The organism is Maridesulfovibrio ferrireducens (assembly GCF_900101105.1).
Classification (GTDB): domain Bacteria; phylum Desulfobacterota; class Desulfovibrionia; order Desulfovibrionales; family Desulfovibrionaceae; genus Maridesulfovibrio; species Maridesulfovibrio ferrireducens.
Window position 1 is genome coordinate 499,345 of record NZ_FNGA01000001.1, and the last position, 16,494, is coordinate 515,838.

Here is a 16,494-nt window from a genome sequence, read left to right on the forward strand (position 1 = left end):
TTCCTCCGTAACAGTTTTATTGGCATTTACCAGAAACCGAAAAGACGAGCAAACAAAGAACGCCTTATTATTTAAAATCATCAATAGACGTAAAAAAAGGCTCCCGAACTAGAGAGCCTTTCAATTACCATTTTATTTAAACCTGTCTAGCTGTATGAAACCTCAATTTTACGCGGTTTTGCCTCTGGAATTTTCGGCAGAAACAGCTCAAGCACACCATTTTTTAAATTCGCTTTAATATTTTTGCTGTCCACAATATCCGCAACAGTAAATCTTCTTACATATTCACCTTCACCAAACTCTTGGAGAAGATATTTTTCGCCTTCAATCACTGATGTTGCGGCCTTCCCTTTAACAATCATCACATTTTCTTCAACATCAATATCGAGATCTTTTTTCCCGACTCCGGGAAGATCCATATACATATAAAAACCATTTTCAGTTTCAACGATATCCGTTGCGGGGCTGAATTTTTCCAATTCTTTATCAGTCATAACTATTTCGTTACTCATAATCCCCCCTTACTCGATTTCTACAGCGATTTTCTTAGGAACAGATGACTCGGCCTTAGGCATTATTATCCGCAATACCCCGTCTTTCATAGAAGCAGAAACATTATCCACATCAACAAGTGTATTGATAGAAATAATCCGCTGAAAAACTCCGGAAATCCTTTCCTGACGAAAATATCTGCCTTCCGGCAGTTTGCGCTCACCCTTGATTACAAGATCTTTTGCTGTGATCTCTATATCCATATCTTCGATTGCAAGTCCGGGCATTTCCGCATGCACATAAACATTCTTTTCATCTTCCCCTATATTTATAGGAGGGTATGATGATTTTCCTCGTTTATACTGCCGGGGATTAAAAACTTCATTAAACACTTTGTCGAACTCATACGGAAAGTTATAAACCGAGCCTAAATCAATGACCATAAAACACCTCCTAATTATTTTCGTATTAATACAAAATACGCTATAAAAGTCGGTTGTCAATAAACATCCACATCCTCGCCAGCAAAGCCAATCGGGTCGGAAGTTATTAATCTAGAATAAGTAGAACTAGTGTGGTGAATATAATAAACTGGCGATCTTAAATTGTTTCTTTTTTAAACTTAAAAACACTGTTTAATGCAAATATAAAACTGCCAAGATTGAATGTTTTTAAGCCCATGTCTATAAAATAAGACCTAAAACTCTCGAGAAGATAAAAATATTCGTGATGCACTTCTCTTAAAATCCAAGCTGCTAACGTTGCTAGCAAAGCAATAACAAAATCTTCTTTATTTAAATGATACATCAAATATCTTTTAAAATTTCTATAAAATAAATATAAAAACAATATCAAAAACAAAAAATACATAATGTCGTTGATGTCAAATAGACCTTTATAGTAACCAGCTATAGTATTAGTACAAACAACTAGCGATACAACTATCAAAGCAATATCAATTGAAATAGAAATTTTTATCAGACCATGTTTTGAAAAAATACTTTTTACATATGCTAAACAAGTCATCGCCTTTTCTGAGAACAAAAACGGAGATACTAATACAATATTTGATAAAATAAGAATAAAAAATCGGTCTGGCAGATAACCCGCGATTCCCATAAGAAGAATAACAAGTGCCCATACAGCTATTTGTGAAGTGTAATACTTTATAAAACTTTTCATCTCTTGTCGTGGAGGGGGGGAAACCCCCTCCACTCCTCCCTTATTTTTATTTTTTATTAACAGTTGTCCGTGAAGGAAGATCTCTCGACTTATCACGATTGTAACGTCCTTCCATCAAACTTTTGATATTCACATCAAGATCTTGTTCTCCAGCGTAATTCATAGTTCTTTCAATAAGCTCACTTTTAACCGAAGGAGGGTTCTCTTTGCTGATATATTCATCTGCAAATTCAGTACCTTTATGAAGTAAAGGAGCAGCACCCGATTTTATTGTAGCATCTGAGATTCTTTCATTAACTGCTTTTTTTGTCTCAGACACTTTCTTACTGACTTCTTTAGAACCCTTTATTGTTTTTTCAACAACTTCTCCAGCCTTCTCACCAACCTTTTTCCCCGCAGTATTAACTCTTTTAGCACTGTTTTTAGCCAAATCTTTTGTAGATTTGCCTGCTCTGCCAACTTGCTTAGCTAACTTAGAACCTGCTTTAATAACACTTTTACCAACTTTCTTTATATACGGAGCTGCCGCCCTTATAGCCCGTAACCCGGTATTGATAATAGGATTTAACCCCGTCCTATCCACAAAATTAATAGGATCATCCAAACAAAATCCATAAACATCCACATCCCCGCCAGCGAAACCGATTGGGTCGGGGGTTATGAATCTACCGATGGTGGGATCATATTCGCGATATCCAAAGTGAATCAATCCTGTATCTTTATCGACCAATCCTGCGGAGAACCCCACGCAAGTATCAACTTTTTCATTACTATCGAATAACAAATTACCAAACGAATCATATATAATCCGCTTTACCTCATTACCCCTTTCATCCGCAACCATGAAAATTGAACCGACTTGATCGGTTGCGAAATAGAAGGTTTTTCCTTCGTAAGTCATTGCAATGGGATCGCCTTCTTCGTCATACGTGAACACCTTGGGCCGGACATGAATAAGCCGACTCAGGTCCGGCTTTGCAGATTTTTTGAATAAAAAAACAAATCCCCCCTCGAACAAATATTCGAGGGGGGATCATACAATCTTAAAAAATATTATTTCTTAAGGCTGTCGGAGGAAACAGATTGTCTCCTCTTTATATTCTCACTTAGGAAGCGAGAATTTCAACCAATTCAATTTCAAAGATCATGGTCTGACCGGCAAGAGGATGGTTGCCATCAAGAACAACTTTATCATCGGTAGCAGACTTAATTGTCACGTTAGTAACGCCCTGCTCAGTATTAACCTGAAGCATCATACCGACTTCCGGATTGATTTCAGGTGGAATCTGGCTGCGTTCAACTTCAAAAGTATGTTCTTCGTGGTAAGGACCGTAGCCATCTTCAGGGCTGATGGTTGTCTTTACTTTTCCGCCGCCTTCAAGGCCGAGAACTGCGTCTTCAAACCCTTTGATCAGCATTCCCTGTCCGAGAACGATTTCAAGAGGTTCGCCTCTTTTATATGAAGAATCGAATTCTGTTCCGTCTTCGAGGGAACCAGTATAATGAACGCGGATTTTGTCGCCGTCTTTGGCTTGAGACATAGAAGCTCCTTGTGTTTTCCGGTTCTCCTGAATCGGAAAACCGCACTGTTTTTTTGTTTAAATCTAAAAAATTACTTTTTGTCCCATTTGTCGGCTGGAATAGCCTCATCTACGAGCATAATGGGAATTTCATCTTTAACGGGATAGACGACTTCGCATGCACTGCATTTAAGTCCGGTCTCTCCATTCAAAAGTTCCAACTCGCCTTTACACTTAGGGCAGACGAGAATATCAATCAGTTCTTTATTCAGAGCCATTTTAGGTACTCCTTGCATATTGTCTAATCAGTACCCTATAACGATAGAAAACAAATTCCTCAAGCCCACATTTGTGCTATAAGAAAATTGAGACTAAAAATTTGCCCTCCGGCACCCAATTTGGAGAAGATAATGCCCGGAATAGACCTGCACACACATTCTACAGCTTCAGATGGAACTCTTACCCCGGTAGAGCTGGTTCTAGCTGCAAAAGAAGTGGGACTTGTTGCTATAGCTCTCACAGATCACGACACTATTGCAGGCCTCCCTGAGGCTGTCAGGGCTGGAGAGAAACACGGTGTGGAAGTAATCCCCGGATGTGAGCTGAGTGTTCATTCCGATGTCGGAGTTCTACATATAGTAGGTCTGTGGGTAGACCCTTATTCCTCTATTTTACAAAACAAATTTGAATCCATTCGCAAAAAACGCGGCCTGCGAAATGACGAAATAATAAAAAAATTACAAAAATTGGGCTTAAATATAACCATGGACGAAGTTCGGGAAAAAGCCGCCGGAACCGTCGGCAGACCTCATATTGCATCGGTTCTGCTTGATAAAAATTATGTTAAATCTTTTGACGATGCTTTCAATCGCTACATTGGGAAAACAGGTAAGGCGTATATTTCGAGAGAAAGTCTTGCACCGGATGAGGCTCTTAATCTTTTAAAGGCAACAAATGCGACCTCGATTCTAGCCCATCCCGCCCTGCTCAGCACTAATGAAACTGTTCTTAATGAACAAGTTAAGGAACTTAAAAGACTGGGACTTGACGGAATAGAAATTTACTGCAGTTCACACACCACCGAAATGATGGGAATATGTAAAAAAATTGCCCGCAAATATAATCTGCTAGCCAGCGGGGGGTCTGATTTTCATGGATCAGTAAAGCCGGAAATAAAACTCGGTCGAGGTACTGGAAAATTATTTATACACCACAGTGTGCTTGACGATCTTAAAGCCCTAAGGCAATCGAAGGGTCTGGAAATTTAATCTATTGCCCCACAGAGCTATGAACAAAATTAATACTGAAAATTTAACAGACAAATCAAAATCAATGAAACCAATAAATAGTGAAATGCCCGAATTGCTGTGCCCGGCCGGCAACATGGAAAAACTTTCTGCCGCGGTAACATACGGCGCAGATGCCGTTTACTTAGGAGCTGGCGACCTGAACCTGCGCTCAGCAGGAGCCGGCTTTCAATGGGAAGAACTTCCCGAGGCCTTTGCTCTGACTAAAGCAAACAATGTTCAGGCATATTTCTGCATCAATGCTTACCCGCGTGAAAAAGATCTTGATCTGGTAAAAAAAGATCTTGAAAAGCTGGCTGAATGTCCACCCGATGGAATAATTGCCGCCGATCCCGGAGTAATTCGAATTGCCCGACAAATTTTACCGGGCATCCCTGTACACGTCAGTACTCAGGCAAACACCGGAAACAGCGAGTCCGCAAAATTCTGGAAAGAGTTCGGAGCATCAAGAGTAAACCTTGCCAGAGAACTATGCGTCACCGACATTGCCGACATTGCCGCAAAATGCCCGGACATTGAACTGGAACTTTTTGTACACGGCGCCATGTGTATGGCAATTTCAGGTCGATGTTTTCTCAGCTCGTGGCTGAATGACAGATCCGCCAATATGGGACGCTGCACACATCCATGCCGATTTGAATACAAAGCAACAGGTCTCCGTGTTGAAGAAAAAACCCGCCCCGGAAAAGACGTGTGGGAAACAGTTGAACATGACGGACATACAACATTTTTTGCAGCCGAAGACCTTTGCCTGATTCATTATGTACGCTGGCTCTCCAGACTCGGAGTTGCTGCACTTAAAATTGAAGGACGCACCAAAAGCTCATCATACATCGCACAGGTTGCAGATGTTTACAGAGCCGCAATTGATGCGGCTAAAACAGGCCTTCCGCTACCGGAAAGAACGATGTTTGAGCTTACCAATGCGGCGACCCGCCCGCTCAGCACCGCATTCTTTAAAACATCAGGCCCCAGCACAATCACTCAGCCTCCAACCGCAGAGGAGCGCAAACCTGTTGTAGCCAGAATTCAGGAAAAACGGGGCGATGACTGCTGGCTCGTTTCAGTTAAATCCCGCTGGGAACTTGAAAAGAATACGGAAGTACTTGTTCCGGGACTGAAAAGACCTGCAATGAATACGGGAAGCTATTCTTTTGAAACAATTCATGGTGAAGCTGTGGACGTGATTCATTCCGGCACGCAAGCACTGCTGAGGACTGACCACCCTGACATTGCGACAGGATTTTTTGTCCGAAGTGCTTAATTAATCCTTAAACTGTAAGAAGCTTTTATTTTTAGACAGTTGTAGATTGACCATAGAGATTTGTTTCTATAATCATAGAAATATTGAATTGGAAAAGTAGGCGATACAAAAGATATCCAAATCCGAATCTCATGCAAGGCAAAATCAAGGAGGACTCTAATGCTCGTAAAAAACTGGATGACTAAGGATGTAATCACCCTTACCCCCGAACGTTCAATGATGAAAGCTGCCAAGCTAATGAAAGACAAAGAAATAAGCAGGCTGCCGATTGTTGACGATGAAGGTGTTCTAGTTGGAATAGTTTCCGACCGCGACATAAAGGAAGCTTCTCCTTCAAAAGCCACAACCCTTGATATGCATGAACTTTATTATCTTCTTTCCGAAATCAAGCTTAAAGATATCATGTCACGCAAAGTTTTAACTGTTTCTATTGAAGATACAGTTGAAAAAGCTGCTGTGGTTCTGGATGAAAATAAAATCGGCGGAATTCCGGTTGTAGACGCTGAAAACAAATGCGTAGGAATCATCACCAACACCGATGTTTTCAGAGTCCTGATCAATATCACCGGAGTTCTTCACGGCGGAGTACAGATGGGTTTAGCCCTCTCTAACAAGGCTGGATCGCTTAGTCTGGTCATTGACTTCCTGAAAGAGAACAAAGCCCGTGTGATGTCCGTTCTGACCAGCTACGAGCCTAATCAGGAAAACACTCGTCAGGTTTTTATCCGCATCATGGACATGGAAAAAGCAGAGCTTAACAAACTACGTGAAGGCATAGATAAAAACTTCAACCTGCTCTACTGGGTTCGCGACTCCGTTCACGGCCTGACTTCATAAATTAATCGCATATAAAACTTTAAAGTCCCCGTCACATTTTGTGGCGGGGACTTTTTTATGACCTGTAATAAATCTGCAAAGCCGGACCTGAGTCGGCTTATTCATGTCCGGCCTACGCGATATTCTTTCTTTATAGGAGAAAACGCCATGCCGTTTAAACGCAGAATAGGTCTGTGTTTAATTAGGAAGGCAATAAAGAAAGGAATTTATTTTGAATAAATTAAACGGCTATTGGTTACGTAAAAAAAATCGCGGAGAATTATCAGCAGGTGCTCGCTTGTATGGCAAATCCATGAAGCCGGAGGCACAGCTCGAAGAAATGTATGAAGTTATGCAAAACGTAGGACTTGGTGAAGAACTTGATCCTGAAGACATGTCGAGCCTTTTTGCAGAATTCTCCAATGATGAAAAAATGTATCCAAGCATGATGCTACCTGAACGCCGAAGTCTCTGGGAGCAAAGAAAAAGACAAATGGAACAGATTCAGGAAAGACAGAAGAATGCTAAGCGTCAACTTCATGCGCAGTTCATGATGAAGAATCCAGAACTTCCACTCGCTCAGGAACTTCGCAAAACTGAATACGGGCAGGAATTGCTGGCTGAAATTGCAATGACTCAGCCTCGTCAGCTCGAAACAGGCACGGGGCAGAATATTGTAGATGAGCAGGAACGAGATTCCGTGGAGATGGAAGAGGTTGAACAATTTGAAACTAAACCGTTTATTGTTCCCGGAATGGAAGCTCCTTTTTCTTTGCTTGCAACTGAAAGAGATGAGAACGGTAGAATTATTCAAAAAGCACTGGCACTCGCCCCTAAAGCCATAATGCGCGAATATGAATACGACAATGGCGGTAGACTCAGCAAAGTTCTTTGCGAAAAATCCGTCATCGAGCAATACCAGTACGGAAAATGTGGGGAAAGGCTTACCTCGGAAACTCGGCACACAAAACCGCAACTGTTAAAGTATAACAGCAGATTACAACTTATCGAAGCTGGCAATGTAAAATATTCATACGACAACCAAGGCCGTATGATCGAAAAAAACGAACTTGGGAAAATTACTCGTTATTCATACTTGGAGTCAGGGCCGTTGCATGAAGTTATTTTGTCGGATGGACGCAGGGTTGAATATACCTCCGATCCTGCGGGAAGAAGGATTTCCAAATCTATCAACGGTAAAACTGTAGAAAAATATCTCTGGCAGGATTTGACTACTTTAGTTGCGGTAACGGATGCCGAAGGACTGCGTCCCAAGGTGTTCACGTATGACGAAGAAGGCGATCCCGTTGCAATGACTTACGAAGGAAAAACCTTCTATTTCGCAACCGATCAAGTCGGTTCAATTTTCATGGTTGCGGATGAAAGGGGTAATGAGGTAAAGCGGATTATATATGATTCGTTTGGCAATTTACTATTCGATAGTAATGATAAATTTGATACTTGCGTGGGTTTTTCCGCTGGATTGACCGACCAAGATACCGGCTTAATCCACTTCGGATATCGTGAATATGATCCCGCCATCGGCAGATTCATAACCCCCGACCCTATTGGCTTCGCTGGCGGGGATGTGGATGTTTATGGGTTTTGCTTGGATGATCCTATTAATTTTGTGGATCGGACTGGATTGGCTGGGGAGAGTGAGAAGAACGAAAAAGATGATCAGACTAAAGCAAATACACGTAGCAAGCTTGCCGGGACTGATCGGGATTACAAAGAAAAAAATCGAAAGAAAAATATTAAAAAGAAAGGAAAAGAAAATTCTGAAGAAGATGACTCATATTCAGTTAAAGAGCTTCGTGCTTATCACGGAAATGAAACCCTTGAAGTTTATTCTGAAGATGGTCCCCGAGATACTTACAAATATACTTCAGGACGGCCCGGAGAAACGGATCAGACAATAAAGAATAAAGGTCCGATGCCAAGTGGCGAGTACGAAGCTGATCCTAAAGAAATTTCTGAAGTTGAGGGACTAAGTTATTTGAAACGACGGTTTAAAGGAGACTGGGGGCATGGGCGAGTTCCGCTCCATCCTTCTAATAGAACTAAGACCCATGGAAGAGACGGTTTTTTTCTTCATGGAGGGGACACTAAAGGCTCAGCTGGATGCATTGATGTAGGAAATAAAGATAGAGCTCTTTTTAAAAATTTAAGGAAAACAAAAAATAAAATTAAAGTAATTGTTCACTAACAACGAGAGGCAGGCCGTGCTAGCACGGCCTGCCCTTAGGATAAATAAAATGGATATATTTTTAGCATTTTTAATAGGAAACTTGGGAAAGTTTGGTGGCTACTTCTTTTTTTCTCATGAGGATCTAGCAGATATGATAATATATCCACTAAGCTGTGTAGCCGTCTATATAATAGCAAAAAATCGTATATGGGCTTATTTGGCCGCAGCTTTAGGGTTTGCTGGGCATGAATATATTTTTTCAACCGTAGGCAGATCCATGGGGTTCTTTTATCAACAGTATCCTTGGGATAGTTTTGTGTTGTCTTTCGTCTTTTTCCTAATCTTACAGCTAATTGTCCACGGCACATTTATGCTTGGCAGGCGTAGCATCCATTTTATCAGAACTCGTTTGAAAAAGCAGAAACCATAACCGATACTTTTTGCAAGAGGCCATCGGCAGATTCATAACCCCCGACCCAATTGGCTTCGCTGGCGGAGATGTGGATGTTTATGGATAATTACAAAAACTCCTATCCTACCAATTAACGACACAACCTGTTCCTTTTTGACAACACTACCCCTATCCCTTTATGTAAACCCCATGCACATGAAACAAAAACTTACATACGCCCTTCTCATTACACTTACGCTGGCCCTTTCCGGCTGCCAGTCTACTTATTACAAAACAATGGAAAGCTTCGGCTACCACAAACGCGATATCCTTGTTTCCAACGTTGAAAAAGCGCGTGAGTCGCAGGAAGAAGCCAGCGAGCAGTTCAAAAGCGCATTGGAAAAATTCAGCGCACTGACCGGATTCCACGGTGGCGACCTTCAAGATATATACGAACGGCTTAATGATGAATTTGAACGCAGTGAAGCCGCGGCAAAAGATGTTACTAATCGCATTGATGCTGTTGAGCAGGTCGGGAATGATTTATTCGGTGAATGGAAAGATGAGCTTTCGAAATATTCAAACACAAAGCTTAGAAATGAAAGCAGAATCAAACTTTCAAAGACCAAAAGCAAATTTACAAGGCTTCTCTCAGCCATGCGCAGAGCTGAAAAGAAGATCAAGCCTGTTCTTGATGCATTCCGCGATCAAGTGCTTTACCTAAAGCACAACCTCAATGCACAAGCTATAACCTCGCTTCAGTCGGAAATTAATTCTTTGGAAGCTGACATCGGCAGGCTTATTAAAGATATGCAGAAATCCATTGATGAAGCTGACGCATTCATTAAAGAACTTAAGAAAAACAGCTAAAAAAAAGAGGGGAAGTCAGAACGACTTCCCCTCAACTTAAATCTATCTTCGAGCTAACCTATCCGTTAACAACTTCCAGCTGCTTGCGGATATACTCCAACTCATCAGCGGACTTCTCAGTAGCCTGTTCATCCAAGACCTTGGCAAAAAAAGTAATCAAATTATCGGTATCCATACCCAGAAGGATAGATCCATTTGAAACTAGACAGGTCTCGCCCTGATCTTCCATCAAATAAGCACGTTTTTCACGCGCCTCATCTTTTCTGGTGGCAACAGAATACCCGGTACGCCCCTTTTCGCTCATGTAAATCTTTTCTGAAACAAGCTCCCCGCTTCTCTCACAATAATTCATGGCTTCGTTTTCAAGCTTTCCGGTAAAAGAAATCGGACCACCGAAGTCGTTTTCCAAAGTGACTCGTTTAAGTCTTCCCGTTTTTTTCATGATCACGTCCACCAATTTTGCTTAAATGGGCAGTTTCAGTTGTTTAGAACCAGTCTTTTCGTCTTTTTCCTTACTGCGAGGAGCTTGCAAGCCCGACTCGATATATTCCAGCAAAGAACTTTCAGGTACGCGCCACTGACTACCTACTTTGATACCGCGAATCTTCCCTTCCTGAATCAGCCGATAAGCCGTTCTGGAGTGGATTCGAAGCGTATCAGCGATCTCACGCACCGTGTATAAAGTTGGCGACGGAGTCAAAGACTTGTCCTAATTTTTCAGTATTACACTACAATGTACTTTCTATGACACAGTTTGTCAAAAAATGTCAAAGAATGTCACTCCTGCTCACATTTATCTGCCACAACACTCCAACAATCACCAAATTCACTAGAATTACACACAAAATAACTCAAAAGAGAGGTCTAACAAGTTCATAACCACAAGCTTTACGGAAATTATTTTTATTTTATTTCACAAAAAAACCCCTCCGAACCATGGTTCGGAGGGGTTTTTATGAATTATATAGAATTCAGGTTCTAGAACCTGAGCCGTTTATCTCTCGGCCAGTAACCATTATAATCATAGCACAAATAAATTGTGAACTTTCGAGCAGGCTTCCCGCGGAAAGTTGTCTGAAAATGAATAGGCGGGCTGATGCGGCCAAACATTTTAATCAACTCATTATCAGGTTTTTCTTTAAAATCTTTAAGGACATAGATTGCGTCCCATCCAAGCTTTTCTTGAGGACCGGGCCACAAATCATACTGGTTCATGCGCCGATCTATCCATGCACAATAGGTTCTAGGCTGCCCCGGCACATAAAAGGCCAGTGCGGCGGTCATGTCATACTGCTCACTCATTATAAAAACCTTTGAAGGATCTTTAAACTGGGACTTCTCAAGCTCAATTACCTGTTGTCCCAGATCCGTCCAGCCTTTTAGACGATGAGTCGGATTAAGGTGATCAGGAAGCGGAACAAGATTCTGAAAATGCAATAAACCAAAAATTAAAATACCCAGAAACAACCAGACTGAACGGAGGTGACCACGTCTATTCCAAAAAGCATCAAAGACTAATCCTGCAAGCATAACTCCGGAAACATATGAAATTACAGCCCAGTTACCGAGAACTTTGGTATGAAAACTCCACATAAGGAAAAAGAACCAGACCGGCAGGAAAAACACAGAAAGAAGTGCGGCCTGTTTATTATTCAATCCCAAAAGATTTTTGGATTTCTTCTTTAAAACAACAGCTAATGCTCCGAATCCACCAGAAAGCATAAAGATAAGCCACCACGGAGTCGCCATGCCAATCTGTTCCCCAAAATAAGGTAGAACCCTGTCAAATCTGACCAGCTGTGAAGCGCTGGCTCCCGAAGCACCTATCAAATACAAAACATGCTTATATCCAACGAAATCATTCTGAACATTCCAGATAAGGGTCGGCAAAAAACCGACAAAAACCCCTACCGAAAGCGCTATGAACAACTTCTTTACAAATCCGATAGGAAGCCCTTCTTTCTTCATCAGGATCAATGCGTAAATAACCGAAAGACCGGTAAAACCGAGCATTGTATATTTCGCAAGTATGCCCAGCGCCAAGAAGAAAGCAATCAGAACAAAAGGAAGCGTTCTGGATTCATTTGAATCTCGCTCGATACCCGGAGAATAAGGAATGGTTGCAGAATAAAGAGCAAAAACAGCGCAAGTCCAACACAGAATAAAAGGATTATCTGTTGTCATCAATATTCCAAGCGCCAGAAAAACGGGCATGGTATTATAGACAACAAGCGTCCAGACTGCCGCACTAGGCCGCTTCCAAAGCTTTGCCATTCCCCAGAAAAGAACCATCTGAGTTATCATCGACCCCACGACTGAACCGAAGCGCACTCCGAATTCCGTGTTGCCGAAAATAAAAGTCCAAGTGGAAATAATCCACGCAATCAGCGGCCCCTTGGAATAATAGGTAAGCTGCATGTTGCGGGTCCAATCCCAATACTGGGCTTCGTCCTGCACCAAATTAAGCTGCCCAGACCCCAGAAACCAGATTCTGGCAAAAGTAGTAAAAACAATTATTATAAAAGCCCACATCAGGGGCTTATTTTTAAACGAATGAGTTAATGATAGCACTTATGGAGACCTCCTTGCGAGGAAACTTTTATCCGACCCTGCCGCGGTTGACAACCTGTCGCAGGGGTCGAAAAATATAATATTGAATCAGAAAAAATAAAACCCCCGAAAATCGGGGGCAAAAGACCGACAAAAAAAATTCTTTAAAAATAAAAAGAACTTTCTATATGAAATATTAAAGACCGAGGCTCTTAATTCGCGCTTCCGGTGTAATAATCTCAGTAATCCTGAATCCGAAATTTTCGTTGATAACAACAAGTTCCCCACGAGCAACCAAACGCCCCTCCACGTACATATCAAGAGGTTCGCCAGCCAGCTTATGCAACTCGATTACAGTTCCCTGACCGAACTGAATAATCTCGTTAACCAGCAGTTTTGTCCGTCCCATCTCGACTTTTACTTCGAGAGGAATATCCAAAATTCGTCTAAGTCCGTCTTCCGATCCCATACGGCTCCAAGGGGGTTAATAGTTAAACTTTTGAAAATGTACCCCAAAAGAAAACAAACGACCAGCAAAACCACACACGCTATAATTTAGAGTGTAACCGTTTGCTATTTAACTCTTTCAATCTTTACGCCGCACTCACGGTTAGGCTCAAGCGCAAGAATACTATCAGCGCTGTTTGCAAAAAGATCCAGAGGATGATGGCTTATTACCAACACCTGAAAGCCGAGCCTTTTCGAAATTGTGCTTATCAAATCCATAAACCGGGGAACAAGGTTCGGCCTGAGCCAGCAATCCTGTTCATCAAGCACCAGAAACGGACGATGTATATCAGGATTCAACCTTGAAAGAGCAATGAGCCGCAGCCCCACAGAAAGAATATTACAGACCGAACCGCCCTGTCCGACCATAATATCTTCTTCGCCGCCCTGATTAAGAATCTGAAAATCAACCTGAAGTTTCTTGTCTCTGATGGAAGCAATAGCCTTAACTTCTCTATCCTGCCCGAGAATTTCCCTTATGGCGTGAGTGAGATTTGTTTCAAGCTCAGTTAGAAGCTCACCGAATAGCGCAGTTGTAAGCTCTTCCATCTTTTTTTCAGCTTCGGGCGCAACTTGCAGGAATTCATCAACCTTCTGAATTTCAGAACGAAGTTCAATCCAGTCATCAACTCTAGCAGAAGCCTTCGCTGCAAGCTGATCGACTCTGCGCTCAAGGGATTCCAAAGACGGAATATCTTCAACAGAATGCACGACTATTTCCCGCCGCCGTTTTCAAGCTTCTGCAAACCGTCTACAATAGAATTTATATGTGTTCTGTACTCTGCGACGAGTCTAGAATTTTCGGCCCTTTTTTCTTCGAGCATCCGGCTGAGCTTTTCAGGATCAGATGTTCCATATTGCTGAGCGGCCTGCTCTTCAAGTTCAGTAAGCTGTCTGCCTATATTATCAAGATTCTGCTCGGTGCGGACTTTATCCTCACGAAGCCTTTCATATTGCTGCTTAAGCAGATTAAGTTCCTGCTCAAGGCCATTATCATTTGCTGCATTACCGATTGCCATCAGTTACCTCCGTATATAAATCCCAGATCAATTTACTTTCCGGCTCTTCCGGATCAATATTCTCTTCCAAAAATTGTTTAAGCCCTGAACCTTCGTGAGTTCTCTTCCATGCAAGCCTTTCAAGCCCCTGCAAAAATTTTGATTCAGCCGCATCAGCGTCTTCTATCTCCGGCAGAAAATCCTGATTTGGAAAGACCTCATAAAAATCCCGGTGAGGTATGTCCCATTTTTCCAGATCAATACACTGCGGAGTCCAGATAGCCGCTTGCGGTTTGCGCTCAAGTGCAAGCTTAGTGAATGCCAGACGCGAGATATTACCGGGGTTAGCCCATGTTGTAGACCCTGCGGTAATAGTCGGACGCGGCCTGTGAATGTGCCCGTTTATCACCCAGTCAATTCCGGGTATTTCTTTGATAGCATAGTGCGGCTTTTTATATTCAGGGAAAGCCACATTATGATGAGCTACCCACACAACCTTGAGAAGTTCACCATTCTCCTGCTCAAATTCCTCACGCCCGAATTCTTTGGGAATGGGGAACCCGTCCGGACTTGCCCCGACCAGAACCTTACCCTCCGGAGTTTCAAGCACAAAAGCTGGGCCCGGCTCATTCATCATTCTAATGACATTTGAAGCGTCCAGCACAGCCATTGAAACATCAGGTGTAAATCTTGCCTGATATTTGTCGTGATTACCAATCAGCACAAAAGGCTTATACGGACCGAACAGGGCTATTAAATCAACCAGAAGACTATTCGAATTATCCCGGGGCCAATGAAAAAGATCACCCAAAAGAAGCGGGACCATATTCAAATCTTTCGCATGCTTTAAGCATGCTTCCAGCTTATCCAGAATATCGGCGGTGTAACTACTTAAACGCTGTCCGGGAGGAGTCGCCGCAATATGTGGATCTCCAATTAAAAGAAGCCCTTCAGCTTTTATTACTTCAAGACTCATGGACCACCTCCCCTATCAACTTATCCGCAGCCAGCTCATTTCCGCAAAGCGGACAGCTACCTATTTCAGCCAACCTTTTCTTTATTTTGGCCTCAAGCATAATTCTGGACTCTTCCAGTTTTTGCAAAGAAACTCTTGAGAGTTCCTGAGTCTTTTTAAGTGAATCAATGTTCCTGATTATTTTAATTAAATTAGCATCTTCAAATAGTTCAGGTGCGGGTGCGATCGGTTCAAGAACCCGCGCTCTGTGTGAAATATTTTCTACAGAAACCTTGTTGCGGGAAAGATTGCTGATTGTTGCAGAAAGAGCTGAGATATCATCCAATACAGGAGGAGAAGCCAACAAGGACAGGCTATTACGTCTTTTATTCTGAATATTCTCTGCTAGAGACAATTGTTTATGGTGTGCAATTCTGGAATCCAAATCCTTCACAGGGAAAAGCTGTGGCAAAGGCGCAAGGCTTTCTAAACTCTGTGACCGTTTCTTAAGACTTGTCTTTTGACGACTAAAACTTTCAAGCTGCTGACCTGTTTGCTCAAGCGGCTTAACAGGAAAAAGATCCGGCCCCTTAGCAAGTCCGCATAAACTCTTTTCTCTAGCGGCAAGCGCCTCCTTAACGGTTTGAAGCTGAGTTTTGCGGTTCAGCAAATCTTCAATGCGCGGGATTTCACTTAAAATCTTTTCCGAATGCCCTTTTAATTCACGGGCAGATTCAAGCTCAAGATTCACATTCGGCAAATCCTGCAAATCATTAAGTTCGGAAGCGATATGGACCATTTTTTCCTGCTGAAATTTTTTCTCGCGCTTTGCACTCTTGACCCGATTCTTCAGTTCCGTCTGCATAGCCAGCAAATGCGATGCTTCCGACGAAGATGCAAAAAACTGAGCCGCAACACTTGCAGGCTGATCAAGCAGAAAAATAGGTTTGCGCTGATCACCGATATGAACATCTAAAGATTTATCACCCTCTAAAGGCACCTGATTAAGGCGCAAAATAGCCATTACATCTTCAGGAGGTTTGCGACCGAACTTTGCATAAGTCTCATGCTCATCAGCGCCGGGTTTAGTCACTTCATACCAGGCTGTAGCTTTCTTCCGAATCCATGCAACCTTTGTCCCGTCATCCATCTCAAGTTCAACCCGCGCGACCTTTGCGCCGTGCCGGACAAAATGCTTCGGCAACGGATTAGTCGCAATGCACCGCAAGGCCTCAACAACAGAAGATTTGCCGCTGTTATTAGGTCCGGTCAGCACAGTCATGCCCGAGCCGAGTTCTATCTCGGTATATGCGTGGGCTAAGAAATTTTTTAGGATAATTTTTTTAATCATTTTTTTTCGAGCAAGAAAAGATTTGATATAGGATTTCGCCTTCGGCTGGACCAAAGGGGATAATCCCCTTTGGAAACCTTATCGGGAAGAAGGTTTCAAA

The 16,494-nt window shown here is 42.4% G+C and carries 19 protein-coding genes and 1 pseudogene; 6 read left to right on the plus strand and 14 right to left on the minus strand.

Translation table 11 applies throughout. The features are described from left to right. Positions 1-146: 146 nt before the first annotated feature. The 6 genes from BLT41_RS02175 to BLT41_RS02200 form a co-directional block, all read right to left on the minus strand. Positions 147-512 (minus strand): Hsp20/alpha crystallin family protein, encoded by a 366-nt coding sequence (locus BLT41_RS02175; protein WP_244512173.1) that lies wholly within the window; start codon positions 510-512, stop codon positions 147-149. A gap of 9 nt (positions 513-521) precedes the next feature. Continuing rightward, on the minus strand, positions 522-935 hold the full coding sequence (locus BLT41_RS02180) for an Hsp20/alpha crystallin family protein (RefSeq protein ID WP_092157814.1): 414 nt from the start codon (positions 933-935) through the stop codon (positions 522-524). Positions 936-1,092: 157 nt separating this feature from the next. Next, positions 1,093-1,770 (minus strand): hypothetical protein, encoded by a 678-nt coding sequence (locus BLT41_RS02185; protein WP_139167317.1) that lies wholly within the window; start codon positions 1,768-1,770, stop codon positions 1,093-1,095. After that, entirely contained in the window at positions 1,721-2,611 is an 891-nt protein-coding gene (locus BLT41_RS02190) for an RHS repeat domain-containing protein (protein WP_483127845.1), read from the minus strand. The genes BLT41_RS02185 and BLT41_RS02190 overlap by 50 nt, the downstream gene beginning before the upstream one ends. Positions 2,612-2,780: 169 nt before the next feature. Then, the gene (locus BLT41_RS02195; protein WP_092157820.1) at positions 2,781-3,215 is read right to left on the minus strand and encodes an FKBP-type peptidyl-prolyl cis-trans isomerase; all 435 of its coding nucleotides are present in this window, start codon (positions 3,213-3,215) and stop codon (positions 2,781-2,783) included. A gap of 71 nt (positions 3,216-3,286) precedes the next feature. Further along, positions 3,287-3,472 (minus strand): Trm112 family protein, encoded by a 186-nt coding sequence (locus BLT41_RS02200; RefSeq protein WP_092157822.1) that lies wholly within the window; start codon positions 3,470-3,472, stop codon positions 3,287-3,289. Positions 3,473-3,604: 132 nt separating this feature from the next. Between BLT41_RS02200 and BLT41_RS02205 the strand changes: the two genes are divergently transcribed. The 6 genes from BLT41_RS02205 (at position 3,605) to BLT41_RS02230 (ending at position 10,033) form a co-directional block, all read left to right on the plus strand. Next, on the plus strand, positions 3,605-4,462 hold the full coding sequence (locus tag BLT41_RS02205; RefSeq protein ID WP_092157824.1) for a PHP domain-containing protein: 858 nt from the start codon (positions 3,605-3,607) through the stop codon (positions 4,460-4,462). Positions 4,463-4,481: 19 nt separating this feature from the next. Next, the gene (locus BLT41_RS02210; RefSeq protein WP_092157826.1) at positions 4,482-5,765 is read left to right on the plus strand and encodes a peptidase U32 family protein; all 1,284 of its coding nucleotides are present in this window, start codon (positions 4,482-4,484) and stop codon (positions 5,763-5,765) included. Positions 5,766-5,924: 159 nt separating this feature from the next. Then, on the plus strand, positions 5,925-6,602 hold the full coding sequence (locus BLT41_RS02215) for a CBS and ACT domain-containing protein (RefSeq protein ID WP_092157828.1): 678 nt from the start codon (positions 5,925-5,927) through the stop codon (positions 6,600-6,602). A 211-nt stretch (positions 6,603-6,813) separates the two neighbouring features. After that, a complete protein-coding gene (locus BLT41_RS02220; protein ID WP_092157830.1) occupies positions 6,814-8,790 on the plus strand; it encodes an RHS repeat-associated core domain-containing protein in 1,977 nt (658 codons plus the stop codon). Positions 8,791-8,839: 49 nt separating this feature from the next. Then, the gene (locus BLT41_RS02225) at positions 8,840-9,202 is read left to right on the plus strand and encodes a hypothetical protein (protein ID WP_092157832.1); all 363 of its coding nucleotides are present in this window, start codon (positions 8,840-8,842) and stop codon (positions 9,200-9,202) included. A gap of 177 nt (positions 9,203-9,379) precedes the next feature. Further along, entirely contained in the window at positions 9,380-10,033 is a 654-nt protein-coding gene (locus BLT41_RS02230) for a DUF2959 domain-containing protein (RefSeq protein ID WP_092158792.1), read from the plus strand. Between the two features lie 58 nt (positions 10,034-10,091). Here the strand turns inward: BLT41_RS02230 and BLT41_RS02235 are convergent, their stop codons facing one another. The 8 genes and pseudogenes from BLT41_RS02235 to BLT41_RS02270 all read right to left on the minus strand — a co-directional run bounded on the left by BLT41_RS02235 (position 10,092) and on the right by BLT41_RS02270 (position 16,394). Further along, positions 10,092-10,475: a hypothetical protein gene (locus BLT41_RS02235; protein WP_092157834.1), complete on the minus strand. Its 384-nt coding sequence runs from the start codon at positions 10,473-10,475 to the stop codon at positions 10,092-10,094. 21 nt (positions 10,476-10,496) lie between these two features. Beyond that, positions 10,497-10,733, minus strand: coding sequence for a helix-turn-helix domain-containing protein (locus BLT41_RS02240; protein WP_092157836.1), 237 nt, complete (start codon positions 10,731-10,733; stop codon positions 10,497-10,499). Between the two features lie 278 nt (positions 10,734-11,011). Next, positions 11,012-12,604, minus strand: a complete 1,593-nt coding sequence (locus tag BLT41_RS02245; protein WP_092157838.1) for an ArnT family glycosyltransferase — start codon at positions 12,602-12,604, stop codon at positions 11,012-11,014. A 175-nt stretch (positions 12,605-12,779) separates the two neighbouring features. Further along, positions 12,780-13,025: pseudogene (gene fliN, locus BLT41_RS02250) on the minus strand (flagellar motor switch protein FliN); the annotation flags it as partial. A 131-nt stretch (positions 13,026-13,156) separates the two neighbouring features. After that, entirely contained in the window at positions 13,157-13,801 is a 645-nt protein-coding gene (locus tag BLT41_RS02255; protein WP_342025600.1) for an AAA family ATPase, read from the minus strand. Positions 13,802-13,803: 2 nt separating this feature from the next. After that, on the minus strand, positions 13,804-14,109 hold the full coding sequence (locus BLT41_RS02260) for a hypothetical protein (protein ID WP_092157844.1): 306 nt from the start codon (positions 14,107-14,109) through the stop codon (positions 13,804-13,806). Then, complete coding sequence (locus tag BLT41_RS02265; RefSeq protein ID WP_092157846.1) at positions 14,096-15,064, minus strand: metallophosphoesterase family protein; 969 nt, start codon at positions 15,062-15,064, stop codon at positions 14,096-14,098. The genes BLT41_RS02260 and BLT41_RS02265 overlap by 14 nt, the downstream gene beginning before the upstream one ends. Continuing rightward, positions 15,054-16,394 carry an AAA family ATPase gene (locus BLT41_RS02270; RefSeq protein WP_092158794.1) on the minus strand — a complete coding sequence of 447 codons (1,341 nt, stop codon included), beginning with the start codon at positions 16,392-16,394 and terminating at the stop codon, positions 15,054-15,056. Before BLT41_RS02270 ends, BLT41_RS02265 begins: the two co-directional genes overlap by 11 nt. Positions 16,395-16,494: the final 100 nt, after the last annotated feature.